Consider the following 25,345-nt stretch of genomic DNA (forward strand, 5'->3'; position numbering starts at 1 on the left):
AGGTTGGACGTCAAAGGTCAGACGTTTTATGTTTGGCAGATGCCTTCGACTCATCCCTCTCCCCATCACGTCCACGCCCGCCCCTCCCCGGTCCGTGCCGCCTGGCTGACCGGCGTCGGCATCGTGCTGATCGCCTTCAATCTCCGTCTCGCGATCAGCAGTGCCTCGGCACTCCTCGAACAACTGCGGGCCCAGGACGGGTTCGGCCCGGTGGTCGCCTCGCTGGTGCCGACGCTGCCGACGCTGTGCTTCGCGGCGGTGGGCGCGACCAGCGCCATGCTGGCCCGGCGCGTGGGCACCGAGCGGGCAGTCCTGCTCGCGCTGACAGCGCTGTGCGCGGGACTCGCCGTGCGCGCCGTGCCCGGTGCGGCGGCCCTGCTGACCGGCACCCTGCTCGGTGCGGCAGGGCTCGCGCTGTGCAACGTCCTGCTGCCCGCGGTGGTGCGGGACCGCTTTCCCGACCGGGTGGCGCGGCTGACCGGGGTGTACACCGTCGCGATGGCGCTCGGCTCGTCCGTGGCCGCCGCGGCGGCGGTGCCGGTCGCCGACCTCGTCGGCTCGCCGTCACTGGGGCTGGCGGCGTGGACCCTGCCCGCACTGCTCGCCCTGGCCGTCTGGGCCGCCCGCCCGCGTTCCCCGGAGCCTGCGGCGGAGGCCCGGACCCCCACCGAGCGGGTCTCGGCGTGGAGCATGGGCCGCACCCGCCAGGGGATGCTGATCACCGCGTACTTCGCACTCCAGTCCCTGAGCAGCTACGCGATGATCGGCTGGCTGCCGAGCATGCTGTCGGACCAGGGCCTCGGCTCCGCCCGGGCCGGCACCATGCTGGGTCTGACCCTCGCGGTCGGCATCCCCGCGACGTTCGCGCTGATGCCCCTCACTCGCGGCGCCGGCCGGCTCCGGGCGGCGTTCGTCCTCGTCGGTGCCTCGCTGGTGGCCGGCTGCCTGGGGCTGGCTCTCGCCCCGCTCGCCGCCCCCGCGCTCTGGGCGGTCCTGGCCGGGGTGGGGCTGAGCGCCTTCCCGTTGGTCCTGGCCGTCATCACGACCGGTGGGCGCAGCGCGCAGGAGACGGCGGCGCTGTCGACGTTCGCGCAGAGCACCGGCTATCTCGTGGCCTCGGCCGGGCCGTTGGGCATCGGCCTGCTGCGCTCGGCCACCGGCCGGTGGGACGTCCCCCTCGCCGTACTGATCGCGCTCGCGGTCGTCCAGTGCCTCGTCGGACTGGCGCTGACGGCCCGTACGACCGGCCGCGACAGCACAGTTCAAGGCGTACGGGACGACGTGCACGACATGCGGGACGGCAAGAACGGCCCGGACGACCAGAACGGCCATGGCAACCAGGAGGGCCACGACGACCGGGACGACCGGGTCGGTTCCGATCGCGGGTGAGGGTCCGCCGGGCGGACGGGCGGGACGGGCAGGGCACGGGACGGACGAGGCGGACGGGGCGGGACCGTGCGTGGCGCCACGGGTTCGCCGTGTGCGGCACTCGCCCGCCCCGCGCGTCGGCGCCGTCGGCGCGGGCGTGGTGTCAGCGGCGGGAAGCGGGCCGGGCCCGTGCCGCCCGGCCCACGGGAGGGTCTATCCCGGGTAGGGGTCGTAGCAGTCGAGGGCCGGGTTGTAGAGAACGTTCCAGGTCTTGGGGCCGATGATGCCGTCCTTGGTCAGGCCGTGGCATCCCTGGATCCACTTGATCTTGGTGAGCGTCTGGCTGCCGAAGGTGCCGTCGATGGACAGCTTCGGCACGCCGCCCCAGACGTTCGACAGGCACTGGGCCTGCTTCACTCCCACCCCCGTGTTGCCGTACTGCAGGGTCGGGCGGTAGGTCGACGAAGCGTAGGAGCAGCCCCCGGGCACGGCACCGGCCGATGGCGCACCGACGCCCAGGACTCCGAACGCGAGCGCCGCGGCGCTCAGAACGGAAGCGATCCGGCGTTTCATGACGTTTCCTCCCCACTCGAAGGGTCGTCACCACAAGTGACAGCCGGTGACTTTAAGGATGCGGAGGCTCCTTGTCGAGAGCGGGCGGCGGGCTTCGGCCGGCGCCCCGGGCGACAAACCTGCCCGGACGACAAAAGGGGCGGAGCGTAGCGGCTGCCGTTCCCACCCGATGTCGCTGTCGGATTCCGTCACCCATACGTGTGCATATCCCCTGCGGCGGCCGTGAAAGTCTTCTGCGAGCCCCAAAATATCCAGTGTCCACGAACTCTTCGTGCACGCCGCTACAGGAGGTTGGAAATTGCATCGCTTCGGGGTCGCAACCGTACTCGCCGCCGCGGGTGCGCTTTCCGTATTCGTACCGGCGGCTCATGCCGCTCCCGCGAGCGGTGGTGACGTCGCGGTTTTCCGCACCGAGATCTCTCCGGTGACCGTGTACGAGAATCCCCGGGGCTGTCACAAACTCCCGGTCGATTCCCATGTACTGGTGAACCGGAGCGATCGTCCGGTGACCGTGTACGGCGACCCGCTCTGTCTGACGCCCGGGCTGGTCGTGCAACCGGGGCACGGCGCCCATGTGGTGCCCGGCAGCGGCAGCTTCTCCGGCTGATGGGGGACTCGCCACAGGCCGCATCCGCGGCCTCCTCGGCGCGGCTGCCACGGCAGACGCCGTTACCGGGACCGGGGGGCCGGCCCGCCGAGCTGGTGGTCGTCGGGCTCGGACACGTCGGGCTGCCGCTCGCCCGCGCCGCCTGCACCGCCGGGATCCGGGCCGTCGGACTCGACGTCTCCGGCCGAGTCGTGTCCGGTCTCGGCTCCGGTCGTTCACATGTCGGCGGTGTCGCGGACGACGAAATCACGGGGATGCTGGAGCGCGGCTTTCGCGCCACGGCCGATCCCGGCGTCCTGAGCGGCGCGCGCACGGTGGTCATCTGCGTGCCCACGGGACTCACCTCGGACGGCGGGCCGGACCTCTCGGCGATCGAGGAGGCCACCGCGGAAGTGGGCCGCGCCCTCGCTCCCGGAACCCTCGTGGTCCTGGAGTCCACCAGCCATCCGGGCACCACGGAAGGCATCGTCAAACCCCTGCTGGAAAGGGGGAGCGGACTTGTCGCGGGTCAGGATTTCCATCTCGCCTACTCCCCCCAGCGCATTGACCCCGGAAATCTTGAATGGGGAGTAGAGAACACGCCGAAAATCGTCGGCGGATACACTCCTGAATGCGCGAGACGGGCGGTTGCTTTCTATTCCGGCTTCATTCGCAACCTTGTCCTCGCAAAAGGGGTGCGCGAGGCCGAGATGGCCAAGCTTTTGGAAAATACCTACCGTTATGTAAATATCGCCCTGATCGATGAGGTGGCGCTCTACTGCCGCCGTGCCGGGATCGATGTCTGGGACGTATTGCACTGCGCCGGGACAAAACCCTTCGGTTTCGGCCGCTTCACCCCCGGGCCGGGCGTGGGCGGCCACTGCATCCCTGTCGATCCGCGCTATCTCGCCGTCGAGGCCGAGCGGCAGGGCTTCTCCTTCCGGTTGCTCGCCGCCGCCCGGGAAGTGCTCGACGCCATGCCCGGGCATGTCGCCGGGCGCGTGCTCGAACTGCTCGACACCCACGGCGTCAAGGCCGAGGGAGCCAGAGTGCTGCTCCTCGGCGTCACCTACAAACCGGACGTGGCCGACACCCGCGAGACACCTGCCCGGGCCATCGCGGCCCGGCTGCTGGAGACCGGGGTCCAGGTCGGCTACCACGACCCGTACGTGGAGCACTTCCACGTGGGCGACGAGCCACTGCCCCGGTCCACCGACCTGGAAGAGGCGCTCGGCACCGCCGACCTCGTCGTCCTCCTGCAGCCCCACTCCTGCTACGACCCCCAGGCGTTGAGCCGCTGCGGCCGCCCCGTCCTCGACACCCGGGGAGCGCTCGCCGGACGGCTCGTCACCCCGCTCTGAACCCGGCCCGCATACGCGCGTTCCCGATTTCGTGCCCCGCCCCGTACCGGGCGGTGGCCCCCTGCTCGCACGCCGGTCCGGCGTGCGCGGCCGGGTCCCGTTCCCCGGTGTGCCGATGGCCGGGACCCGGTTCTTCACCGCGATGCCGCGGACAACGCGATACCGCAGCCAACGCGGTACCGCGGATAACGAGAAACATGAGAAGGAGTACAGACATGACCAATGCCCTGGCCAAGGACCGGCTGCGCAAGCGTTTCGCCCGCTGGGACGTGGACGGCAACGGCCTGCTGGAGCTGGAGGACTTCCGGCAGGAGGCCGCCCGCATCGTCTCCGGATTCGGCGCGACGCCGGACTCCCCCGGGGTGCGGGCGCTGCACGACGCCTTCGAGGCCCTCTACACCCACCTCGCCGAGCAGTCCGGGAGCAGCGTCCAGGAGGGCATCTCCGAGCAGGGCTTCCTGCAGGCCACCGAGCAGCTGCTGTTCACCGAGGGTGAGGCGGCGTTCAACCGCGCCCTCTCGCCGGTGGTGAAGGCCCTCGTCACCCTCTCCGACAGCGATGGCGACGGATCGCTCGACGCCACCGAGTTCGAGGCGTGGCTCACCGGGATCGGTCTGCCGCGCACCGAGGCCGCCGAGACCTTCAGCAAGATCGACGCGAACGGTGACGGAAAGCTGAGCGAGGACGAGCTGCTGCGCGTGGTGCGTGAGTACCACTACGGGCGTCTCGACGTCGAGCTGCTGGGCTGAGTCCGGTCCACCACAGGCCGGGGCCGGTGGCCGGACTCCTCGTCCGGTCACCGGCCCCGGTGCGTTTCCCCGGCCCCGGCTGCTCCCGGTGGTTCTCCCGGTCGCCGCGGGTCTCCTGGGCCTTCCCCTCTCAGTCCTTCGAGCCCTCCCCCGCTGCCTGCTGCCCGTCGAAGACGACCGGGGCCTCCGGGCGCAGGTCGAGCGAAGCCCCGGTCAGCAGAACGGGGTTGTGGACCAGGATGTTGTAGTGGTTCGGGAAGTGGCAGCCGTCGAAGCCGAGCACCGGCCCCACCTCGATGCCGCCGATCCGCAGCACGTCCCCACGGTCCACCACCCCGCCGCACTCCATCTCGGCGAAGCCGAGGAAGCCGACGCGGTCGATCCTGGCCCCCGCGACCGGGGCCCACTGGTCCGTCACCACCAGCTCGTGCACCTCGCCGGCGCGCACGCAGCGGCCGGCCCACTCCAGCAGGCTCATTCCCCGGTCCGTACGGCTGTGCAGCAGTACCTTGACCAGGGTGGCGCGCACGGCCCTCTTGGGGCCGTCCTCGACGGTGTTCCTCATGTCCGGGCCTCCCTGGCCTCGCGGGCCTCCCTGGCCTCGTTGTTGTCCGGGCGCCGGGACGGTTCCGGCACGAGCGGTGTGTCCGGGCGGGCCGCCTCGCGCGCGTACGCCGCGCCGACGAGGTCGAGACAGGCGAGGCCGCCCCCGGCGCCGTCACCGGTTCCGCCTCCCGTGCCGTCGGCGGTGCCGGTCCTGTTCGTGGTGGTGCGGAGTCCGGCGAACTCCACGAGGATCCGTTCGTACTCGTGCCACAGCGAGCCCTTGAAGCCCGGATGACCGGCGAGCAGGTCGGCGTGGAGCGCGCGCCCGTCCGCGAGAGTCACCGTGACGTCCTTGGCCTCCCCCGGGTACGACCAGTCCAGCAGCACCTCCGCCTCCGCACCGTCGTCCGCCCGCAGCCGCAGGTGGGCCGTGCGGTCCACCCCGGCGGCGTCCCGGCCGACGAAGGAGTGCGTCAGTGCGACGTCGCCGAGCAGTTGGCGTACGAGGTCGAAGGTGTTGGGCCCGTTGTCGGCGACGCAGCCGCCACCGCATCGTTCGGGCTCCAGGTACCAGGACTCGCCTCCGGTGTGTTCCTCGATGCGTTCCAGGTAGCGCACCCGGACCGTGCGCACGGGCGAGCCCGCGGCCGTGACGGCGGATCGCAGGACCCGGAAGGCATCGTTGTGACGGCGATGGAAGGCGGTCAGCAGCGGGGTCTCGAACTCGACGGCGAGACCGGCGAGTTCGCGCCCCTGCGCGGCAGTGAGGGCGAGCGGTTTCTCGACGCAGACCGGTACGCCCGCGGTGAGTGCCGCCCGGCACACCTCGGCGTGGGCGTCGTTCGGGACGGCGACCACCACACCGTCGAGGGGGGTCTCGCGCAGCATCGCGGCCGCGTCGGTCCAGCCGGGCACCGCGTCGCCGTGCCGGCGCAACGCCTCGGGGCGGGCATCGCAGACCGCGGCGAGCCGCCAGTGCGGGGAATGCTCCAGGGCGGCCAGGTAGTAGCGGGAGATGGCGCCGAGGCCGATCACCCCGAGGGCCGCGCGGGTGGCCGTCACGGGCGTTCGCCCCCCACGTTCCGGGAACGGGGGGAATCGGGCAGGGGGTGCCCCTCGTCGAACAGGCCCAGGCCGGTGAGCTCCTCGTGGAGCCAGGCGGGCAGCGGGACGCCCTCGCGCCGTCGGTGGAGCGCCCGTTCGGCCTCCCGCCAGCCCGGGTAGCGGACCTCCTCGTCGGTTCCGGGTGCGGGCGGGCTCGCGTTGACGGTCCCGAAGAGTTCCCGCATCGCCTCCGCGAAGCCGTCGCCGGGGCGCAGCCGTCCGGGGTCGACGGCGAGCAGCAGGAAGCCGATGCCGTCGTCGGTCCCCCGCGACTCCTCGTCGTCCGCCAGGGCCTGCGGGGCGGGCCCGGTGGCGCTTCCGGAGAGCCCGGCGGCGAGCACCTCGACGGCCAGGGCGAGGCCGAAGCCCTTGTACGCCCCGGTCTCCGGGTCCCCGCCGAGCCAGCGCAGCCGGGCCTCGCCCCGGTCGTAGGCTCCGGGGTCGGTGACGGAGGTGCCGTGCTCGTCCTCCAGCCATCCCGGCGGCACGGGTTCCTCGTGCCGTGCCGCGAGTCGGAGCCGGCCGGTGGGGACGGCCGTGGTGCTCATGTCGAGGACGAAGGGGTGGCCGGGGAGGGCGGGGGCGGCCACGGCGAGGGGGTTGGTGCCGAGCAGCGGCAGCGCCCCGCGGGGGGCCGGGACGAGTCGTTGGCCTCCGCAGTTGCTCGCCACGAGGCCCACCATTCCGGCCGCCGCGGCACGCCCCGCGTGGAAGCCGGCGCATCCGAAGTGGGTGCCGCCGCGTACGGCGACGAGTCCGATGCCGTGCTTCCGGGCCCGTGCCACGGCGTCGTCCATCGCCTCGGCCGCCGCCCACAGCCCGAGGGCGCGCCGGTGGTCGATGACGGCGCAGGCGCCGAGGTCGGTCACGGTGGTGGGTTCGGCGCGCGGGTCGCAGCGTCCGGACTTCAGCAGCGGGAGGTAGAGCCGGGCGAGGTTGAACAGTCCGTGCGAGGAGAATCCGCTCAACTCGCCGTGGCAGAGCGCCTCGGCGGCGGTGCGGGCGCGGGCGGCGTGGAGGCCGTGGCGGGTGAAGAGGTCGGTGAGGGCGTCGAGCAGCCGTTCGTGGGCGACGAGGACGGAGGGCGCCCCGGCCTGACGGACGGTGGTGGTCATCACGCGGTGGTACTGCCTTTCGGGTGAACGTTCCCCTGGGCGGGGACGGGGGCGTTGACGGGATCGGGTCGGACGAGCTCCTCGGCGAAGGCGCCCAGGAGGCGGGAGACGATCCGGGCGAAGCGCTCCAGGTCGTCGAGGTCGATGAACTCCCCTTGCGCGTGTGCGTGGTTGGCGTCCAGGGAGCCGGGGCCGAGGACCGTGGTGTGGGTGCCGGGCAGCCCGCTCACCCAGATCGCGTCGCAGGTGAAGCCGGGGTCGTCGGGGGGTGCGGGGAGGGCTCCGGCCGCGCTCAGCAGCGCCTCGGCCCACGGGTCGCCGTTGCGCAGGGCCGGCAGGTTCCGTTTGTCCCAGCGCAGCCGGACGAGCCGGGCGCCGTCCTCGGCGGTGCGGGCGAACGCGTGGGTGGCGCCGAAGCGTTCGGTGAACGCGGCCAGTCCGGAGCCGAGGGCGTCGGTGAGGGCGGCGGCGAGCCGCGCTCCGTCGGCTCCGGTGCCGTAGGAGAGGTTGAGGAGGAGGGTGCCGGTGCCGTAGACGCGATTGTGGCGTTCGCCGGTGTGCAGCCCGGCCACGCAGACGCGGGTGCCGGGGACGGCGCCGTCGAGGCGGTGGGCCAGGTGCTGGGCGAGGTGGCCGAGCAGGACGGTGGCGTTGTGCCCGGCCTCGGGCCGGTCGTCGATGGCGTCCTCGCCCTCGACGGTGATGCGTGCCGTCATGGCGGCGGTCGCGCGGGGCAGGGAGCGCAGCCCGGTCGGCTCGCAGAAGACGTTGATCCGTCCGTAGTGACCGGCGGCGATCAGCGGGCGGGTGCCGTAGGTGCCCATCGCCCCGCCCTCCTCGCCCGCCACGGCCTGCACGAGGACGGCCACGTCCCGGCCGAGCGCCGGGTGCGCGGCGGCAGCGGCCCGGATCCCGGCGAGCAGGGCCACCGCGGGTCCCTTGGCGTCGACGGCCCCCCGGCCGTGGAATCGGCGGCCGTCGAAGCGGACCGGTTCGACGCCGGCCACGGTGTCGAGGTGCACGTTGAACATGACGGTGCGGGCGGGCGGCAGCCGGGGCCCCAGGCGCAGCAACAGGCTGGGCTGGGCGGTGAGGAAGCCGGGGTCCGCGCGGGCCGCCTCCCGTACCACCACGGGGACGCCTGGGCGTTCCAGCCAGCTCGGATCGGCGGGAGCGTGCTGTACGACGCTCAGCCCGCAGGGCGCGGCGGCCCCGGCATAGAGCTCCTGTGCGGTGTGCAGGGGGTGTTCGCCGTCAGTGCCGCCTTCGGTGCCGCCCGAAGTGGCGCTGATTGCGGTGCCGCCGTCGGCGGAGCCTTCGAGCGGGCCTTCCAGGGGGCCGGCCGTGGGCAGGTCCAGCAGACGCAGGAGGAGTTCGTGGTCGCTCGCGTGCAGGAGGGGCGACGGCGGAAGGGGTGTGTTCACGAGGTCCCTCCGCCGGGGCCGTGGTCCGCCGGGGCATCGTCCGTCGGGGTGCGTACCGCCGGGGCGTCCAGGAGTTCCGCCAGGCGGCGGCCCGCCCGGACCACCGGTCCGTGCGGCCCGCAAGCCGTGCGGTCCGAGGGGGCGGGAGCCGTGCGGTCCGGAGGGCCGGCGGTCGTACGGACCGAAGGGTCGGGGGTGGCGGGGCGGTGTGTCACAGCAGGGCCTTCGCCTCGCAGACGAGACGGGCCGCTTCCGCGGTGGTGGCGAAGTGCCCGTGCGCAAAACCGGGGGAATCCTCGGTGGCGAAGTCCTGGTAGGCGGCGTGGAAGAAGGCGAGGAGGGCGTCGTCGCGGAAGATCTGGGGCGCGCGGCCGGGGAGTTGGAGCTGGGCGTGGTCGTCGTCCTCGCCGACCGGGTAGTGCGCGACGACGGTCGCGTCCCGGAACTCCAGCTCCGCACTGCGGCGGCGGACGGGCGAGGTCAGGTCCGAGCGCAGTCTGGTGCGGACGCCGTCGGTGTGGTGCAGTTCGACCCGTGCCCCGCCGAGGTGCGGGCGTGCCTCGTGGTCGGTGCGCAGTTCGGTGCAGGAGGCCCGTACGACCTGGGCCGGACCGCAGAGGTGTACGGCGAGGGCGAGCGCGTGCGGGATCTCCACTTCCAGGGCGGTGCGGTGGGACCCCGAGGCGAGCGACCGGGTGAAGCGCGGTTTGTCCTGGTCGATGGTGAGCCGCCGCAGGGGGCCGTAGGGCTCTTCCGTCACCAGTCGCCGCAGCCGCGTGGTGAGTTCGGCGGCCAGCCAGTGGGTGACGGCCGTCAGTCGGAGGCCCGCTCGCTCGCGCAGCCGGAGCAGGGCGGAGAGCTCGTCCCGGGTGGTGGCGATCGGTTTCTCGATCAGCAGGTGCCTCACCCCGTGGTCCGCCAGTTCGCGCACCAGCGGCAGCCGGTCGTGCGGCGGGGTGCACACGTGGGCGACGGTCGTCCGCGGGTCGTGCACGTGGCGCAGGGCCTGTTCCGGTGAGGTGGTGAGGACCACGCCCGACAGATCGCGCGCGAGGTCGGGGCGCGGGTCGCAGCCGATCACCGGTCCCAGTCGGATCTGCCCGGACCGTGCCAGGTTCCGGAGCGCCTTGAGGTGCAGTCCGGCTCCCGAGCGGCCGAGTCCTACGACCAAGGGCTGTAACAAGGTGGCTCCTTCGAGGAGGGAAGAACGGAAGGAAGGAACGAATGGAGGCGGCGGGCATGGCCGCGCGACCGCCCGTCGTTCTGTGTGATGTCGGAGTCGGTGTCGGCGCGGTGCCATGGGCCTGCGCCCGTCGCACGGGGTGATGACGAGGGAGCGGAACGGGCTCCCGGCAGCCGGAACGCGCATGCTCCGACGTCCCCGGCGTGTTTCTGCACGGATTTCTACACGGACCTTTTCGACACCATCGCGCCGACGTCAAGCCAAGTGGGAAATGAGCACCGCAAAGTGTGAAGCGGAAGGGTTTCCGCTACCGGTCGGGTTTCCCCTTCGGCCACGCTGATCCCACGTGCACCGCGGATCGGGAGGGCGTCAGGGTGGGGGCGGGTTTGGAGATCAACAGCCTTGCAGCACAAGGGATTCGGGGCGGGTCACCGGACCCCGGAGGGTCCTCGTCACCCGTCCCGTTCTTCTCCCAGGCGAGGGGATTCCAACGGCTCTGGCCGCTGGTCGAACAGAATCTTGAGTGCGTGTTCGACAGTGGGAAATTCTCCCACGGCGCTCAGGTCGCGGAATGGGAAAAGGAACTGTCCGCCCGCACCGGGGCCCGGTACGCGATCGCCGTGAACAGCGGTACGGACGCGCTCGTGCTGTTGCTGCGCGCCTGCGGGCTGCGCCCCGGCGACGAGGTGCTGGTGCCCGCGTACTCGTTCTTCGCGACCGCCTCCTCCGTGGTCCTCGCGGGCGGTGTCCCCCGCTTCGTGGACATCGACCCCGCCACCTACGCCATGGATCCGGACGCCCTGGCCGACGCGGTCACCCCGGCCTGCCGTTTCGTCATGCCCGTGCATCTCTTCCACACGATGGCGGACATGGCGGCGATCGGCGAAGTGGCGCGGACCCACGGGCTCACGGTCGTGGAGGACAGCGCCGAGGCGATCGGGATGCGGCGGGGCGGCCGGCACGCCGGGCTCTTCGGGGCGGGCGGGGTGCTCTCGTTCTTCCCCAGCAAAACCCTCGGCGCCCTCGGCGACGCCGGGGCCGTGCTCACCGACGACCCCGAACTGGCCTACGCCGTCGACGCGTTGCGTCACCACGGACGGGCCGGGCACACCCTCGACAACTTCCCGGCGATCGCCACGCAAAGCAGTCGCCCCGGGGTGAACAGCAAGATGGACGACGTGCAGGCCGCCGTCCTGCTGGCGAAGTCGACCACTCTGGAGGAGGACATCGCCTGCCGCGCAGTTCTGGCGGCCCGCTACACCGAGCGGTTGCGCGACATCCCCGGCGTGCTGCGGCTGCCCCGGTCCACCGCCCGGCCCGAGCGGGGCGACCGCGACGTCTTCTACGTCTATCTGATCGAGGCCGAGCACCGTGACGACCTCGTCGCCCATCTCGACGCCCACAGGATCGGGACCGAGGTCTACTACCCGGTGCCCCTGCCCCGGCAGCCCGCCTTCGCCGGGCTCGGCTGCCGCGACCGGCGGTTCCCGCATGCGGAGGCCGCAGCCGGACGGGCCGTGGCACTGCCGCTGTACCCGGACCTCGGCACCGAGGAGATCGACCGGGTGTGCGAGGCGGTCGCCGACTTCTACGTACGGCAGGCCCCCAGGGCGCCGCGTGCCCCGGAGGTCCCGCACACCCGGCGCGGGACGGCCGAAGGGGGGCGTGGCAAGGCGGGCGACGAGGCGGCCGCGGAACGTGCGGAGGCCGCAGGACGTAGGGAGACCGCGGGACGTACGGAGACCGTGGACACGCTCCCCGCGGCGCCGGCCGCGGACAACGCGAACGGTAGGGATACGGACGGCAGGGCCGGGGTCGGGGCCGTCGGCACCTCCCATGTGCCTCCGGTCCGCGTCGAGTTCTTCCCCCGGAAGCTCTTCGAAGCCGACCGGAAGGAACTGATCGGTCTTTTCCGCGAGGTGGCCCTGGATCCCTCCCAACGCTTCATCCTCGGCTCCCGCACCGAGGAGTTCGAACGGGTGCTGCGCGATTCCCTCGGCGCGCCCGACGTGGTGCTCTGTGGCAGCGGCACCTCCGCGCTCGAACTCGTCCTCACCGCGATGGAGGTGGGCGCCGGGGACGAGGTCGTGGTTCCCGCCTTCGGGTGCGCCCCGCTGGCTGCCGCCGTCGTCAACGTCGGGGGCACCCCGGTCTTCGCGGACATCGATCCGCACACCATGGTCGTCGACCCCGACGACGTGGAGCGCCGCATCGGCCCCCGGACCGCCGCGCTGATGCCGGCCCACATGTTCTCGGTCATGGCGGACATGCCCCGCTTCACCGACCTCGCCCGGCGCCACGGGCTGCGGCTCGTGGAGGACTCGGCCGTCGCCCAGGGGGCCGTGCTCGGCTCCACCCCCGCGGGGCTGTGGGGCGACGCCGGAGTCTTCTCCTTCGTGCAGGTGAAGTCCTGCGGGATGCCGGGCGAGGGCGGCGCCGTGGTGACCCGTGATCCGCAGCTGGCCGCGCGGGTACGGATGCTGCGCAACCACGGGCAGGACGGACGGCAGCGCTTCGTGCACCATCTCGTCGGCCGCAACAGCCGCTTCGACGAGGTCCAGGCGGCCTTCCAGTTGCACCGGTTCGACGGTTTCCCCGAGCGCCTCGAACGGCGTGCCCGGATCGCCGACTACTACAGCGAGCGCTTCGCCCCGCTCGCCGGGCAGGGAATCGTTCCGCCCCCGTCGGGCCGCGACGGCCGCTGCTACTACGTCTACACCCTGCTCGTCGAGGAACGGGACGCGTTGCGCGCCCACCTCGACCGCGCCGGGGTCGCCACCCACGTCTACTACCCGTTGCCGCTGCCCGAGCAGGCCGCCTTCGCCCCGTACGCGCCCGTCGGCGAACAGTGGCCCCGGGCTCGGGCCGCCGCCGCCCGCGCGCTGTCGCTGCCGGTGCACCACCTGCTGAGCGACGCCGAGGTGGAGCACGTCGCCGACAGCGTGTGCGCCTTCACGGCCGAACGCTGAGACCGCCGCCGGGGCCCGCGGGCCTCCGGCACCGGGCCCCCGGCCCGGGTTCCGACCGCACCACGACTCGGCTCGAACCGGCAGGCACCGGCCCGAGCCGGGTCCGCCCGGTCCCGTACCGGACATGCCCGTAGGCATCCGCCCCTGGTCCGCCGTCATCCCGCGGGCCGCCGACGGACGACACAACACGGCAACGCAACACAGCACAGCAAAACACGACACGAAGGACCGAGAAGAACTCATGACACAGAGCGTCACGGCCGGCGCCGGGGCAGTGCCCGCCGCGTCCCGGCCGGAGAGCAAGCTGCGCAGTTACCGCAGGCTGGGCAAGCTCGACGTCTTCGACTACTACCTGAGCACCCCGGTGGTCCTCGCCGCCGTGCTGCTGCCCCTGACCCCCGGGCTCGACGGGCGGTCCGTCGCCACGCTCGTCCTCTTCCTGCTCGGGCAGGTGCTCGTCATCATGGCGATGGTCGCCCTGGACGACGTGACCGGCTTCCGCGACGGGAGCGACATCGCCAACTACGGCCCCGACGACCCGCTCCGCAACAAACTGCGCAAGCCCCTCGTCGCCGGGACCCTCAGCGAGCGCGAGGCGCTCCGTTTCGCCTGGGTCTGCGCGCTGGCCGGGGCGGTCGTGTGGGCGCTCACCGTCGCCCTCGCCCCGCACCGCCCGCTGTGGGCGCTGATCCTGCTGGGCCTGCTCTACGTCGTCTCCCTCCAGTACTCCTACGGGCTGAAGATCAGTTACCACGGCTTCCAGGAGGCATTCCTCGCCGCCCTGGGGCTCGTGCTCGTCATCGCTCAGTACGGGCTGCTCACCGGGGAGTTCAGCGGATTCCTGTTCGTGCAGGGCGTGCTCTTCGGCTTCGGGCCGCTCATGTTCGGGGTGTACTCCAACACCAACGACATCGAGGGCGACCGTGCCGTGGGCCGTCCCACGGTCGCGGTCCTCGTCTCCCCGCGCGGCAACGCCCTCTTCATCGGCGCCCTGTCCGCCGCCGAATACCTGCTCAGCGTCGCCGCCTCGGCGACCGGGATCGCCCCCTGGTGGTTCGCGCTCGTCATGCTCCCGGCCGGCTGCCTGCGGCTGCGGCAGTACCTCACCGGCTTCCGTGCCGACAACATCATGGGCGCGCGGCGCATCGGCTTCCGCGTGCACCGGCTGGGCGTCGTCCTCCTCGTCGTGGCGAACCTCCTCGTCGGGGCGGGGGTCGCATGAGCCGGCCCGTCTCCCCCGACCTGGACGTGGCCGTCGTCGGCGCTGGTCCCGCCGGGCTCACCGCCGCCCACGAGCTGAGCCGTGCCGGGCTGAGCGTGCGCGTCTACGAGAGCCACCGCGAGGTCGGCGGCCGGATGCGCAGCTTCCGCCACGAGGGCTGGACCGTCGACCGGGGCGCCGAGCAGGTCCCGTCCCGGGGCTACCGCGCCACCTGGGAGCTCCTCGACCGTCTCGGTGTCCGCCATGACCAGGTGCCCCGCATCGGCGGCGAGGTCGCGGTGTGGCGCGAGGGCCGGGCCCGGCCCGGGGTCGGCGGGCCCGCCGCCCTCGTCGACGGCGGTGCGGGGCTCGGCCCGGCCGCCCGCCTCGACCTGGTCCGGCTGCTCGGCCGGATCGCCCGCGACCGCCGCCACTACGACGGGGACCGGCCGCACGACACCCCCGTCGGCGCCGCCACCGTCCGCGCCGTGGCCGGGCGTTACCACCCCGATCTGCACGACTATCTGCTCCAGCCGCTCGTCGGCTGCTGCTTCGGCTGGGACACCGCCCGCTCCGCCGCCGCCCCGATGCTGAGCCTGCTCGCCGAGGTCGGCCCGCCCTCCGGCTGGCGCACCTACCTCGACGGCATGGACCTGCTCACTCGGCGGCTCGCCGACACCGTCGAGGTCGAGACCGGCCGCGCCGTGCGCGAGGTCGTCCAGACCGAGGACGGGGCCCGGCTGCGTCTCGACGACGGCGAGGTGACCGCCCGGGCCGCCGTTCTCGCCGTACCGGCCCCGCTCGCCGCCGCGCTTCGGCCCGAGGCACCGCCGGACGAGGCCGAGTTCCTCGGCGCCTGCACCTTCAGCTCCGCGCTCAAGGTCAGCTGTCTGCTGGACCGGCCCCTCGCCCCCACCGCCGACGGCCGCCCGCTCTATCTCCTGCTGACCCCCGCCGTCGAGGAGGATGTCCTGACCGCCGTCATCGCCGACCACGTCAAACACCCCGGCCGCGCCCCGCACGGCCGGGGGCTGCTCACCCTCATGGCCGCCCCGGGGATCGTACCGGGACTTGCCGAGTGCCCCGAGGAGGAGACGAAGGCCCGGCTGATCGCCGCCGCCGAGCGCTACGTGCCCGGACTCGGCCGCGCCACCCGGCACACCTTCGTGCACGCCTTCCCGCACGCTCTGCCGGAGGCCACCCCCCGCGCGCTGCATCTGCGGGAACGCTTCATGCGCCGCCCCACCCGCCCCGTGGAGTACGCCGGTGACTGGGTGATGCTGCGGCCCGCCTCCGAAGGGGCCGTACGCTCCGGGAGCCTCGCAGCCTCCCGCGTCCTCAGCCGCCTCGGCACCCGACGAACCCATTCCGAACGACAGTTGGAGACTGCCCGGTGAAGCCGTACGACATGGGGGTGCTCTTCGACGAGGCCGCGGAGCGCGGCCACACCACCGTCGTCCATCTCGACCGGCCCTTGGACCTCGCGCCCGAGGACGGCACCCGCTGGACCGTCCCCGCCCTCGCGGACCTGGTCGCCACCACGGCGGCACGGCTCGCCGCGGCCGGGGCCCGCCCGTGCGACCGCGTGGCCGTCGTCAAGGAGAACCACTGGGACTACGACCTCCTCGCCTGCGCGGCGGTACGCGCCGGGGCCGTACCCGCCCAGCTCTCCGGACAGCTCGAACCGGCGGTCCTGGCCACGCTCCTCGCCCGGCTCGAACCGGCCGTGCTCGTCACCTCCGCCGCACTGCTGGAGCGCTGCCGGGCCACCGGGAACGACCTCGCCTCCCTCGCCGGCACCACGCTCACCGTGGACGAGGCCGCACCACGCGCCGTACCGCTGGCCGATGTCGCTCCGGGGCCCGCGGTGCACCGCCGCCGCCACGACGACGAGCCGCTCGTCATCAACCACACCTCCGGTACCACCGGGGTGCCGAAGCTCGTCGTGCACTCCACGCGCACGATCATCCGCAAGCTCGCCCGCTTCGAGGCCGTCCCCTACCCCGGCATCGGCGTACGCCGTGACGACACCCTGCTGCACGCCGGTTCCTACGCGCACGGGCGCACCTTCTGCTGGACGGGCGTCGCCTTCTCGCGCGCCCCCGAGGCCATGGTCCTGCTGTCCGGGGCGGATCCCGACGCCGCCGACCCGCTGCTGCGCGCACACCCACCCACCATCGCCGAGGCGCTGCCGAGCACGTACGTCCGTCTCCAGGAGCTCACCAGCCGCCTCGACAACGCCTTCCGGCGGGTACGCCTCTTCATCAGTACCTACGACGCCGTGCACCCACCCACGATCCGCGCCTATCTGGCGGCCAGTCGGCGCCGGAACCCGGTGTGGATGCAGGGCTGGGGCCAGACCGAGACGGGCCCGCTCACCTTCCGCTTCCACACCCGCCGTTCCCCGGGGGACGGCGAGCGTACCGCCACCGCCCGCGACCTGGGCCGCCCCATCCCCGTCAAGACCCGGCTGCGCGTGGTCGACCCGCGCACCCAACTGCCCTTGCCGCGCGGCCGGACCGGGCTCCTCCAGGCCCGGACCGCCGCCCTCGCCCTCGGCTACGTGGGCGAGGAGGACCGCTGGGCCGACAAGCAGCACCAGGGCTGGTGGAACACCGGCGACATCGGGCTGCTGCGCCGCGACGGCAGTGTCCGTCTGCTCGACCGCGAGGTCGACAACCCCGGCCGGATCAGCTGTCTGGAGACCGAGGACCGGCTGGAGGAACGGCTTCCCGAGGCGCTGGAATGCGTCGTCCTCGGCCGCCCGGACGACAAGGATCCGCTGCCCGTCGTCGTCACCCGGGACGGGTGCCTCGATCCGTTGCGTTGGAAGACCGCCGCGGACGGGCTCCCGCCCCTTGCCGATCCCGTCGTGCTCACCTGGGACGAGGTGCCGCGCACCGGGACCGGGAAGGTGCGGCGCGCCGCCCTGCTGCGGCAGCTCACGGGCGACTCCGACACCTGCGGCACCGGCCGCTGGACCTGACCCCGTCCGTCCGGTCCTCGGCCTTTCCGTCCTGGGCCCGGCCCTGTCCGTCCCGGCCGCTGTCCGGTCCCTCCTGAGCCTGGCCGTGTCCGTCCTGAGCCCGGCCGTATCCGTCCTGAGCCCGGTCCGGTCCGGCCTGGGCCCGGTCCGGTCCGGCCTGGGCCCGGTCCGGTCCGGCCTGGACCCGGTCCGTGATCCCCGTGTCGGGGTGTGATCGCCGCTCACCACACACCGCGCCGAGCCCCAACACCACCTGACACACCATCAGCTTGATCGAGCCCCAATCCAACGAGTCCCAGTCCCATCGGAGGAGAACACCGTGCCGCAGCCGACGGCCGCCCGCCCGACCCCCACCCCCGGCTACGCCCAGCCCGGGCCGGAGCACAGCTCGCCCGGTCCGGGATCGGCCCGGCCCGCAGCCCCGGAACAGGTCGGGCCCGACCCCGGGTACGCCTTCGACAACGCCACTCTGCACAGCACGGAGCAGCACCGCTGCCTCGCCGCCGCCTACGACCCCGTGACGCTGCCCCGGCTCGCCGCCACCGGTGTCGGTCCGGGCTGGACGTGCCTGGAGGTCGGCGCGGGCGGCGGCAGCGTCGCCCGCTGGCTCGCCGGACGCGTCGGCCCCGGCGGCTCCGTGCTCGCCACCGACCTCGACCCGCGCCACATCTCCCCCGCCCCGCATCTGGAAGTGCGCGCACACGACATCGTGCGCGACCCGCTCCCCGAGAACCACTACGACCTCGTGGTGGCCCGCCTGGTCCTCCAGCACCTGCCGGAGCGGCGCGCGGTGCTCGACCTGCTCGTGCGTGCGCTGCGACCCGGCGGGGTGCTCCAGATCGACGAGTTCGACACCTCCTACGAGCCCCCGCTGCTCGCCCCCGACGCGGAGTCCGAACAGCTCTACACCGCCTTCCTCGCGGCCAAGTCCGCCGCCCTGCGCGCCGCGGGAGGCGACCCCCACTGGGGCCGGCGCGTCCCCGCGGCACTGCGGGAGGCCGGGCTCGTCGCGATCGACATCCGCCCGTACGTCGAGGTGCGGCACTCCGGATCGGCCAGCCTCCAACTCCAGCACCACCACACGCACCACCTGCGCGACCGGCTCCTCGCCCAGGGGATGACGGACCGTCAACTCGACCGTATTCGGGAGCTGATGACCGATCCGGGCTTCCGCGCGGCGTCCAGCGTCCTGTACTCGACACAGGGCCGGAAGCCCGGAGGAACGCCCCGATGAACATCACCTTCTCCGCGCCCTCCCCCGCACCCGTCGCCCCTCCGACCGCCCCGTCGGTCGTCGGCGAGGTGGCGGCACGGCTGCTGCGCGGAACCATCGGGGACATCGAAGACACCCGGGACACCGGCGTCACCGGACCGTGCGCCGTGCGCCGTACGGCCGACTGGGCCGGGCCCGTGGCCGACGATCTCGACGGGGAGGGCGCCGTCCAGGCGGCCTGCGGGATCATGCACGTCCACGGCAGGGCGGGCGGCGGGCCACTCCCGCTCGCTGTGGACTACGCCGCCACCCTGGGCGGGGTGCTCACCGCCCAGGGCGTGTCCGCCGTAATGCTCGCCCGGCACCGGGGGCTGGAGCTGCGCGAGGTACGGACCTCCGCGGCGCAGGGGGCGCTGCTCGCGCTCTGTCAGTACCTCGCCGAGGCCACGGCCCCACCGGACGAGGCCGCCGCACCACGGATCCCCGTTCCGTCCGACGCGACCGCGTCCGGTGCGGCCGTCGGCAGTGCAACGCTCGTGTCGGCGGAGGGCGCGGCCTTCGAGCTGGAGACCCTCGATCCCGAGGCGTGGCGGCAGTTCTGGGCGCGGCTCGGGGTCACCGCACGGGCGGCGGGGCGCGGCTGGTCGCCGTTCCAGCAGCGGTTCGCAACCGCCGTCTGCGTACTGCCGGGGGAACTGCGGGAGGCCGCCCGTACCGCCCCGCTCGACGCCCTTCGCGCGGCCGCGGGGGCGTGCGGCGTCAGTCTGGTCGCGCTGTCGGACGACCCGGTGCCGCCCGGACTACCGGAGCCCGTACGGCTCCTACCGGCGCCGGGCGGCGCGTGCGTCCCCCGGCCGGGCGGCGGGCCCGCGTCGCCGGGCGCGCTCCCGCTCAGCGGCGTACGGGTCGTCGAGTCCACCCGCCGGGTCCAGGGCCCGCTCGCCGGGCACGTACTGGAACTGCTGGGCGCCGATGTCATCCGCGTCGAACCCCCGGGCGGCGACCCGATGCGGGGGCTGCCGCCGCTGGCCGACGGCTGTTCCGCCCGCTATGCGGCGCTGAACGCGGGCAAGGCCGTCGTCGAGGCCGACCTGCGTACCGCCGAGGGCCGTGCGGCGCTGCGCGAACTCGTCGCGGACGCCGACGCGTTCGTGCACAACTGGGCGCCCGGACGTGATGTGCGCCTCGGTCTCGACGCCGAGGGGCTGTGGCGGGTGCGACCGGACCTGGTGTACGCGGGTGCCTCCGGTTTCGGGGACGCCTACCCACCCGAGCACACCCCGATCGGCACCGACTACCTCGCCCAGGCTCGCAGTGGCCTCGCCGCCGCCCTGCGCCCGGCCGGCGAGCCGCCCGCGCCGTCGCTCATGACGCTGACCGACGTCCTCGGCGCTCTCGTCTGTGCCCAGGCGGTCGTGGCCGGGCTCCTGCGGCGGGCGAGGACCGGGAGCGGCGTCCGTGCCGAGACCTCGCTGCTCTCCGCCGCCGCCCTGGTGCCTCGTCCGCCCGTACGCCGCGCGGCGTGGTCGCCGTTGGAACTGCCTTTGCGGACGGCGGACGGCCACCTGTACCTGGGCGAACGGGCCCGCGCCGACCTGGTCGCGCTCGCCCGGGTCACCGGGTCGGCGCACGCCGCTCCGGGGGCTGTCGCCGGGCGCTTCGGCAGGCGCACGACCGGGGAGTGGCGGGAGCGGCTGCGCTCGGCCGGGCTCGGCGCCACCGAGGTCCGCACCGATCTGAGCACCCTCCCCGCCGACCCGGCCTTCCGGGACGCCGTCGTCCCGGCCCCGCCCGGTGGATACGCGACGGTGCGCAGCCCCTGGACGTTCTCGTGACGGGCGCGGTCCGGGAAGCCGCGGCCCGCACGCTCACCGCTCCCCCGGCCGTTCCCGGGGCCCGCCGCGACGGGGTGTGGACCTCCCGGGCCGGTCTGGCCGTCCCCGACCTCGTTCCGCGCGCCGAGCGCCGCGCCTGGACCGAGGAGGGGCTGTGCCCGGACCGCGACCTCTACGCCCTGTTCCGGGAGCGGGTACGCCGCCACCCCCATCGGCAGGCACTGGTGGAGAGCGGCGACCCGGCCGGCGGGGGGCTCGACTACGCGGGGCTGGACGCCGAAGTCCGCCGCATCGCCGCCCTGTTCACGGAGGCCGGGCTCGGCGCCGGGGACGTCGTGGCGTTGCGGCTGCCCGGCGGCAGGGACGCGGTCGCCGCCGAGCTCGCCGTGTATGCCATCGGGGCGGTCGCCCTCCCGTACCCGCCGGGCGGGGACGACCGGGACACCCTGGCCCTGCTGAGCCGCTCCCGCGCGCGGGCCGCCGTGCTCGCCGACCGCGCCGATGCGGCCGTGTGCGCACGACTGCCTTTTCTCGACGTGGTGTTCGGCACCGACCGGGCGATGGCGGGCGCGCGTTGGCTGGGCGCGCGGGCCCGGCGCCCGTGGCGTCCCGTACCGGTGGACCCGGCCGCGCCCGCCCGTGTCCTCGTCTCCTCCGGCACCGAGACCGCGCCCAAGATGGTCGCCTACGCCCACCAGGCGGTGGCCGGGGGCCGGGCCGCCTATCTGAGGGCACTCGATCCGGACGCGGCCGTACGCCGCCACCTGGTCCTCGTACCGCTCGGCTCCTCCTTCGGGTCGTGCGGTGTCGTCACCCTCGTCGCGCTCGGCGGCACGCTCGTCGTCCCGCCGTCGTTCTCGGTTCCCGAGGCGCTGCGGGCTCTCACCATCCACCGCCCCACCCACGTCTTCGGGGTGCCGACGATGCTGCGCCGGATCGCCGAGAACTGCCCGGCCGACGCCGGGGACTTCCCGGGGCTGCGGGCCCTCGTCTCCAGCGGTGCCGCCCTGCCGCACGGCACCGCTCGGGCGTGCGCGGAGCGTTTCGGCCGGCCGGTGCTGACCGTGTATGGCTCCTCGGACGGCGTCAATTGCCATACGGTCTGGTCGCCCGGCGCCGAGGAAGGGTGCGTCGGGACACCGGACCCCGCGGTCGCCGGCATCCGGATCACGGGCCCCGACGGCGATCCGGTGCCACCGGGCGCTTCGGGGGAGATCCAGGCCAAGGGCCCCATGACCCCGCTCTGCTACCTGGGCGCCCCCGAACTCGACGCCCGCTACCGGACCCCGGACGGATGGGTGCGCACGGGCGATCTCGGCCGGATCGGCCCCGACGGGCGCCTGTACCTCCTGGGCCGCATCAAGAACGTGGTGATCCGCGGCGGTCTCAACATCAGTCCCGCCGAGGTCGAGGGCGAACTCGCCCACCACCCGGACGTCGCCGAGGCGGTCTGCGTGCCGGTCCCCGACCCGGAGCTGGGCGAACGGCTCTGCGCCTGCGTGCGCCCCGTACCGGGCGGTCCCGTCCCCGCCCTCGCCGACCTCAACGCCTTTCTGCTGCTCCGAGGTCTGGGGAAGCGCAAACTGCCCGAGCGGTTCCTCCACGTTCCTGTCATGCCGCTCGGTCCCACCGGCAAGGTCTGCCGACGCACGTTGACGGACCGGGCGGGGGACGCCTTCCGGGGGACGGCCGTCGTGCCCCAGGGCCCGGGAGTCGAGGTCGGTCTGGATGCCTCCGAGGGTGTGAACACGCCCTCGTCGTAGCGCAGCACGCCGGATCGCGGGGTGACCACGGCGCGGCCGGTTCAAGCAGAGCTGCGTGTGACGAGCCTCGGGCGGGCGATCTCGGCGAGGCCGGGGTCGAGTCGCTCGCCGCCGAGCAGCCGTTCGACGGAGGAGGCAACCGCCGCGACGCCCTCGGCGGGATCCAGGCAGGTCGTGGTGAGGGCTGGGCGGAGGGCGGCGCCGAGCGGGTGGTTGTCGGTGCCGATGGCGGCGCTGTCCTCCGGTACGCGAAGGCCGGCGTCGGTGAGGGCCTGGGTGAGCACGAGCCCGAATTCGTCGTTGTACGTGTACACGGCGTCGGGCCTTCGGACGGGGTCGCGCCAGCGGTCGACCGTCGCCGCGAGACTGGCGGCCGAAGCGCTCGGCGGCTGACCGTCGGCGACGTGTTGGTCCACGCGAGCTGTCGTGGACCACAACAGCCAGAGAGCCCCAGCCCGGTTCGGGCTGGGGCTCGAAGGGCTCACGGGGAGCTCACCGGTGCGGGTTCCGGTTCGGTGGACACCGTCGTCTTCGGGCGGTGTCAGCAGCCGCTGCCGATGCGAAGAGAGGTCATCTTGTCGTTGAAGTGCGAGGCTACGGCCGCTTCGGACTTGCCCGGCGCGATCGTGAACATGCACCCGACGTACTTGGAGTGCTCGTAGACGCTGACCTTTTTGCCAGTGCGGTTCCAGTACGAGGTCATGCGGTCGTTCATGTAGTCGCCGACGTTGGGGTTCGACGAGGTGTAGTGCCGGAAGTCGCCCCGGTAGCTGGATTTCTCCCAGACGCAGAAAGATCCGGACGGGCACTGGTCGGAGTCGGCTGCCGCCGGACTCGCGGCCATGGAGGCGGTGCCCGCGGTGAACGCCAGGACGGCCGCGGCGGCCCACAGACGCGAGGAGAAGCTTCTGAATCGGACCATGCTTTTCTCCGTTTCGTTTTCCATGGTCGACCGCATAAAGCCGACCGTGAGCAGCGTAGGAATGCCGCAGATCGGCTGGCAATAATCACTCGGGGCGGACCCTTCTACGGATAAAGGTTTCTCCTCTTGATTTCAGAGGCTTCTCGGGATTTCAAGACGTGGCGCCGGTCAACACGAACAGGTGATATTCCGGCGCGTCCTCAGGGGCGCCCCTGGTCCGTCCGGCGGACCACCGCCGCCGTCCTCAGCGGCCCCATCTCCCTGTTCGTCTTCGCCAGGGGCCTGGCCTGCCTCGCCACCGCCGCCGCCTGGAAGTACGCCCTCTTCACCCAGGGCCCGGCGTTTGCCCGGCTCGTCCGATCTTGGCCGGTTGAAGCCGACGACGGACCCCGGAGCGGGCGAACACGGCCCCTGTGAATCAGGGAGTTCTCTACGCTTCGAGATCCACGAAGGCTCCGTTTTCGTCCCGCCCTCATCCTCAATCGCCGCTCGCGCCTGCCCCGCACCCCGTCTGCAAGCCCTGCATGAGGGGGCAGCGCAGGGTCAAGTCCGCGGCCTGATCGCCAAGTTCGAGGCGCTCACCGGCATTCAGCATCGAGGCGGTCTGCGAAGAACTCCTCTTTGTCGGTGGTCCCGTCATCATCACCGCGGTCATCGTGACCAGTTCTCCCAGCATCGGGCTCTGGGTGTCCGCGGCAGCGGTTTCCGTCGGCACTGCAGCAATGACGTCCTGTGCGTCGTCGGGGGCGCTGCGCGGAACAGGAGGGAGTGGCGTGCGAGGTGATCGCCCGCAGCGCCGGCCAGGTTTCGTAAGGGTATTGATCGTGCTGCTGGGCGTCGGTGGTGTACTGGGCGTAGCGGAGATCGCAGCACCGGCCGTCGCTGCGCAACGTGATGCTGTCGCAGCTTCGGGCCGGCTCCTGGCGGCCTTAAAGCTCGGTCGTCCACGCGCACGCCTCGGGCGGGAGACAGGTTCGCCTCGCACGTCTGTTGGTGCAGTCGGCGGCGGGTGTCCTTCCCTTCAGCTGCGGCGGTGCCTGGCCGCCATCGCGTGGAACACCTTCTTCGGTGTCCACCGTGTCTCATCGAGCATGCGGACCACGCCGTAGGAGCCGAGATCCGCCTCTCCGGGCCTGCTGTAGCCGGCGAAGGTGAACCAGAGTGCGGTGTCCACCCCTTCCTCCTCGAAGATGCCCAGGAGCTCGGTGAAGTAGCGGACCTGCTCGTCCTCGTCCGGCACCGCGCCGTGCGGAACCTGCCAGGCCGCGCCGCCCCGCTTGCTCGCACCCCTGTAGGCGCAGGTTCCGTACTCGGTCACCGCGACGGGCTTGCCGTGTGCGAGGTGTCCCCGCAGCTCGGAACGGAAGGTGTCGGCGTTGTAGGCGGCGCGGTAGGCGTCGACGCCGACAAGGTCGAAGGGACGCCAGTCAACGAACTCCCACGGAGCCGAGGCGTATGTGATACGGCCGCCGAAGTGGGCGCGCGCCGTCTCGGCGACGCGCATGAGGAAAGCGTTGAGACGCTCTTGCACGGGTCCGAGGCCGTGCCACCACTCCAGGCCCGCTTCGGCCATGGTGCGCAACCGGTCACCGTAGGTGTCACCCGGGATGAAGCCGCCGCAGAACGCGCTCATCTCGCAGCCCGCGCCGAACACCACCTCGGCACCGTTCTCCCGTACGGCTTCGGCCCGGCGGGCGCAATCGGCGAAGAACAGCAGCAGCCGGTCGGAGGGCAGATCGACAGGGAACGGGGCGAACCGCACCTCAAGGCCGGCGGCCGCCGCACAGTGGGCAGCGATGCTCAGCCGTTCGGGATCGCGGCCGGAGACCCGTACGGCGTCGCAGTGCAACTCGTCCGATATCACCGCCATGTCATGCCGGACCGTTTCGTGGGTGAAGGTTTTGCGGGAGAGGTCCTGTCCAGGGAGGAACCCGGTGTCATAGTTGACGCCCCGTGCGCGCACGTCACTGCCTCTTCTGATGAAGCTTCAGGTGATGGACGCCGTGCTCCAGCAGGGCGAAGGCCAGCTGGGGACCACTGGCCTTGATGTTGAACAGGTAGCGGCCCAGGAAGTTGATGTGCCGGTCTTTTGGTGGGGAGAGGCGGGCGACGTCCTCGTGGCCCCCGGCTCGGGTCAGCGCCTTGCTCGCGGTCGACCGCGCCCTGCGGCAGCTTGGCGTTGGAGAACACCGCCCGCTTCCACATCGCGGGCACCGGCTCGGCGTCGACCTCGCGGGGCAGCAGCGGGGTGCTGGGCCTGCTGCCCGTGTTCGTGGGCGTGGCCGCCGTCATCCCGCCGTGGCGGGCGCCAGTACAGCTGACGGGAACTCAGGTACCCACGACGGCGGCCCCGGGGTGCCGGGGCCGCTCAACGGCAGCGAGCCGCCCCGCCGGGGACCGGCCTCCCCGCGGGACTCTTCCTGTGGGCACCCCGCTGGCACACTGGA

Annotated in this window: 21 protein-coding genes; 11 read left to right on the forward strand and 10 right to left on the reverse strand. The window is 72.8% G+C overall.

What is annotated here, in order from left to right:
* The first annotated feature begins 39 nt into the window (after positions 1-39).
* Complete coding sequence (locus tag AMK22_RS11230; protein ID WP_073783929.1) at positions 40-1,389, forward strand: MFS transporter; 1,350 nt, start codon at positions 40-42, stop codon at positions 1,387-1,389.
* Positions 1,390-1,581: 192 nt separating this feature from the next.
* On the opposite strand, the gene AMK22_RS11235 is transcribed toward AMK22_RS11230, so the two are convergent.
* Entirely contained in the window at positions 1,582-1,941 is a 360-nt protein-coding gene (locus AMK22_RS11235) for a peptidoglycan-binding domain-containing protein (protein WP_073783931.1), read from the reverse strand.
* A 484-nt stretch (positions 1,942-2,425) separates the two neighbouring features.
* On the opposite strand from AMK22_RS11235, the gene AMK22_RS41745 reads away from it, so the two are divergent.
* The 3 genes from AMK22_RS41745 to AMK22_RS11250 all read left to right on the forward strand — a co-directional run bounded on the left by AMK22_RS41745 (position 2,426) and on the right by AMK22_RS11250 (position 4,637).
* Positions 2,426-2,548, forward strand: coding sequence for a hypothetical protein (locus tag AMK22_RS41745; RefSeq protein WP_274535418.1), 123 nt, complete (start codon positions 2,426-2,428; stop codon positions 2,546-2,548).
* Between the two features lie 95 nt (positions 2,549-2,643).
* A complete protein-coding gene (locus AMK22_RS11245) occupies positions 2,644-3,888 on the forward strand; it encodes a nucleotide sugar dehydrogenase (RefSeq protein WP_338014151.1) in 1,245 nt (414 codons plus the stop codon).
* 215 nt (positions 3,889-4,103) lie between these two features.
* Positions 4,104-4,637: an EF-hand domain-containing protein gene (locus tag AMK22_RS11250; protein WP_073783935.1), complete on the forward strand. Its 534-nt coding sequence runs from the start codon at positions 4,104-4,106 to the stop codon at positions 4,635-4,637.
* A 130-nt stretch (positions 4,638-4,767) separates the two neighbouring features.
* Here AMK22_RS11250 and AMK22_RS11255 read toward each other — a convergent pair whose 3' ends face one another.
* The 5 genes from AMK22_RS11255 to AMK22_RS11275 all read right to left on the reverse strand — a co-directional run bounded on the left by AMK22_RS11255 (position 4,768) and on the right by AMK22_RS11275 (position 10,009).
* On the reverse strand, positions 4,768-5,202 hold the full coding sequence (locus AMK22_RS11255; RefSeq protein ID WP_073783937.1) for a DUF6917 domain-containing protein: 435 nt from the start codon (positions 5,200-5,202) through the stop codon (positions 4,768-4,770).
* On the reverse strand, positions 5,199-6,245 hold the full coding sequence (locus AMK22_RS11260) for a Gfo/Idh/MocA family protein (RefSeq protein WP_073783939.1): 1,047 nt from the start codon (positions 6,243-6,245) through the stop codon (positions 5,199-5,201). The genes AMK22_RS11255 and AMK22_RS11260 overlap by 4 nt, the downstream gene beginning before the upstream one ends.
* Entirely contained in the window at positions 6,242-7,402 is a 1,161-nt protein-coding gene (locus tag AMK22_RS11265; RefSeq protein WP_073783941.1) for an Ldh family oxidoreductase, read from the reverse strand. The genes AMK22_RS11260 and AMK22_RS11265 overlap by 4 nt, the downstream gene beginning before the upstream one ends.
* Positions 7,402-8,826: a M20/M25/M40 family metallo-hydrolase gene (locus tag AMK22_RS11270; protein WP_073783943.1), complete on the reverse strand. Its 1,425-nt coding sequence runs from the start codon at positions 8,824-8,826 to the stop codon at positions 7,402-7,404. The genes AMK22_RS11265 and AMK22_RS11270 overlap by 1 nt, the downstream gene beginning before the upstream one ends.
* A gap of 211 nt (positions 8,827-9,037) precedes the next feature.
* On the reverse strand, positions 9,038-10,009 hold the full coding sequence (locus tag AMK22_RS11275) for a Gfo/Idh/MocA family protein (RefSeq protein WP_073783945.1): 972 nt from the start codon (positions 10,007-10,009) through the stop codon (positions 9,038-9,040).
* 527 nt (positions 10,010-10,536) lie between these two features.
* On the opposite strand from AMK22_RS11275, the gene AMK22_RS42015 reads away from it, so the two are divergent.
* From AMK22_RS42015 to AMK22_RS11315, 7 genes are all read left to right on the forward strand, one after another.
* Complete coding sequence (locus AMK22_RS42015) at positions 10,537-12,978, forward strand: DegT/DnrJ/EryC1/StrS family aminotransferase (protein WP_443333286.1); 2,442 nt, start codon at positions 10,537-10,539, stop codon at positions 12,976-12,978.
* Between the two features lie 241 nt (positions 12,979-13,219).
* Positions 13,220-14,200 (forward strand): UbiA family prenyltransferase, encoded by a 981-nt coding sequence (locus tag AMK22_RS11290; protein WP_073783947.1) that lies wholly within the window; start codon positions 13,220-13,222, stop codon positions 14,198-14,200.
* Entirely contained in the window at positions 14,197-15,576 is a 1,380-nt protein-coding gene (locus tag AMK22_RS11295; RefSeq protein ID WP_073783949.1) for a protoporphyrinogen/coproporphyrinogen oxidase, read from the forward strand. Before AMK22_RS11290 ends, AMK22_RS11295 begins: the two co-directional genes overlap by 4 nt.
* Positions 15,573-17,165 (forward strand): class I adenylate-forming enzyme family protein, encoded by a 1,593-nt coding sequence (locus tag AMK22_RS11300; RefSeq protein WP_242433920.1) that lies wholly within the window; start codon positions 15,573-15,575, stop codon positions 17,163-17,165. The genes AMK22_RS11295 and AMK22_RS11300 overlap by 4 nt, the downstream gene beginning before the upstream one ends.
* A 319-nt stretch (positions 17,166-17,484) precedes the next feature.
* Positions 17,485-18,399 (forward strand): methyltransferase, encoded by a 915-nt coding sequence (locus AMK22_RS11305; RefSeq protein ID WP_079186069.1) that lies wholly within the window; start codon positions 17,485-17,487, stop codon positions 18,397-18,399.
* A complete protein-coding gene (locus AMK22_RS11310) occupies positions 18,396-20,213 on the forward strand; it encodes a CoA transferase (protein WP_079186070.1) in 1,818 nt (605 codons plus the stop codon). Before AMK22_RS11305 ends, AMK22_RS11310 begins: the two co-directional genes overlap by 4 nt.
* Positions 20,210-21,976, forward strand: a complete 1,767-nt coding sequence (locus AMK22_RS11315; protein WP_073783951.1) for a class I adenylate-forming enzyme family protein — start codon at positions 20,210-20,212, stop codon at positions 21,974-21,976. The genes AMK22_RS11310 and AMK22_RS11315 overlap by 4 nt, the downstream gene beginning before the upstream one ends.
* A 41-nt stretch (positions 21,977-22,017) precedes the next feature.
* Here the strand turns inward: AMK22_RS11315 and AMK22_RS39475 are convergent, their stop codons facing one another.
* The 4 genes from AMK22_RS39475 to AMK22_RS11335 all read right to left on the reverse strand — a co-directional run bounded on the left by AMK22_RS39475 (position 22,018) and on the right by AMK22_RS11335 (position 24,861).
* Positions 22,018-22,392 (reverse strand): substrate-binding domain-containing protein, encoded by a 375-nt coding sequence (locus tag AMK22_RS39475; RefSeq protein WP_073783953.1) that lies wholly within the window; start codon positions 22,390-22,392, stop codon positions 22,018-22,020.
* Between the two features lie 125 nt (positions 22,393-22,517).
* Entirely contained in the window at positions 22,518-22,898 is a 381-nt protein-coding gene (locus AMK22_RS11325) for a peptidase inhibitor family I36 protein (protein ID WP_073783955.1), read from the reverse strand.
* A 478-nt stretch (positions 22,899-23,376) separates the two neighbouring features.
* Entirely contained in the window at positions 23,377-23,574 is a 198-nt protein-coding gene (locus tag AMK22_RS11330) for a hypothetical protein (RefSeq protein ID WP_143203546.1), read from the reverse strand.
* Between the two features lie 345 nt (positions 23,575-23,919).
* Positions 23,920-24,861, reverse strand: coding sequence for a hypothetical protein (locus AMK22_RS11335; RefSeq protein ID WP_073783959.1), 942 nt, complete (start codon positions 24,859-24,861; stop codon positions 23,920-23,922).
* Positions 24,862-25,345 lie beyond the last annotated feature (484 nt).

The organism is Streptomyces sp. CB01580 (assembly GCF_001905795.1).
GTDB lineage: Bacteria > Actinomycetota > Actinomycetes > Streptomycetales > Streptomycetaceae > Streptomyces.

What these genes read in the sequence shown, in the direction of transcription:
- AMK22_RS11295 (WP_073783949.1), top strand. Translation starts at nt 14,197, where the DNA reads ATGAGCCGGCCCGTCTCCCCCGACCTGGACGTGGCCGTCGTCGGCGCT.
- AMK22_RS11235 (WP_073783931.1), bottom strand. Translation starts at nt 1,941, where the DNA reads ATGAAACGCCGGATCGCTTCCGTTCTGAGCGCCGCGGCGCTCGCGTTC.
- AMK22_RS11250 (WP_073783935.1), top strand. Translation starts at nt 4,104, where the DNA reads ATGACCAATGCCCTGGCCAAGGACCGGCTGCGCAAGCGTTTCGCCCGC.
- AMK22_RS11265 (WP_073783941.1), bottom strand. Translation starts at nt 7,402, where the DNA reads ATGACCACCACCGTCCGTCAGGCCGGGGCGCCCTCCGTCCTCGTCGCC.
- AMK22_RS11330 (WP_143203546.1), bottom strand. Translation starts at nt 23,574, where the DNA reads ATGCTGGGAGAACTGGTCACGATGACCGCGGTGATGATGACGGGACCA.
- AMK22_RS11255 (WP_073783937.1), bottom strand. Translation starts at nt 5,202, where the DNA reads ATGAGGAACACCGTCGAGGACGGCCCCAAGAGGGCCGTGCGCGCCACC.
- AMK22_RS11325 (WP_073783955.1), bottom strand. Translation starts at nt 22,898, where the DNA reads ATGGTCCGATTCAGAAGCTTCTCCTCGCGTCTGTGGGCCGCCGCGGCC.
- AMK22_RS11230 (WP_073783929.1), top strand. Translation starts at nt 40, where the DNA reads ATGCCTTCGACTCATCCCTCTCCCCATCACGTCCACGCCCGCCCCTCC.
- AMK22_RS11290 (WP_073783947.1), top strand. Translation starts at nt 13,220, where the DNA reads ATGACACAGAGCGTCACGGCCGGCGCCGGGGCAGTGCCCGCCGCGTCC.
- AMK22_RS11310 (WP_079186070.1), top strand. Translation starts at nt 18,396, where the DNA reads ATGAACATCACCTTCTCCGCGCCCTCCCCCGCACCCGTCGCCCCTCCG.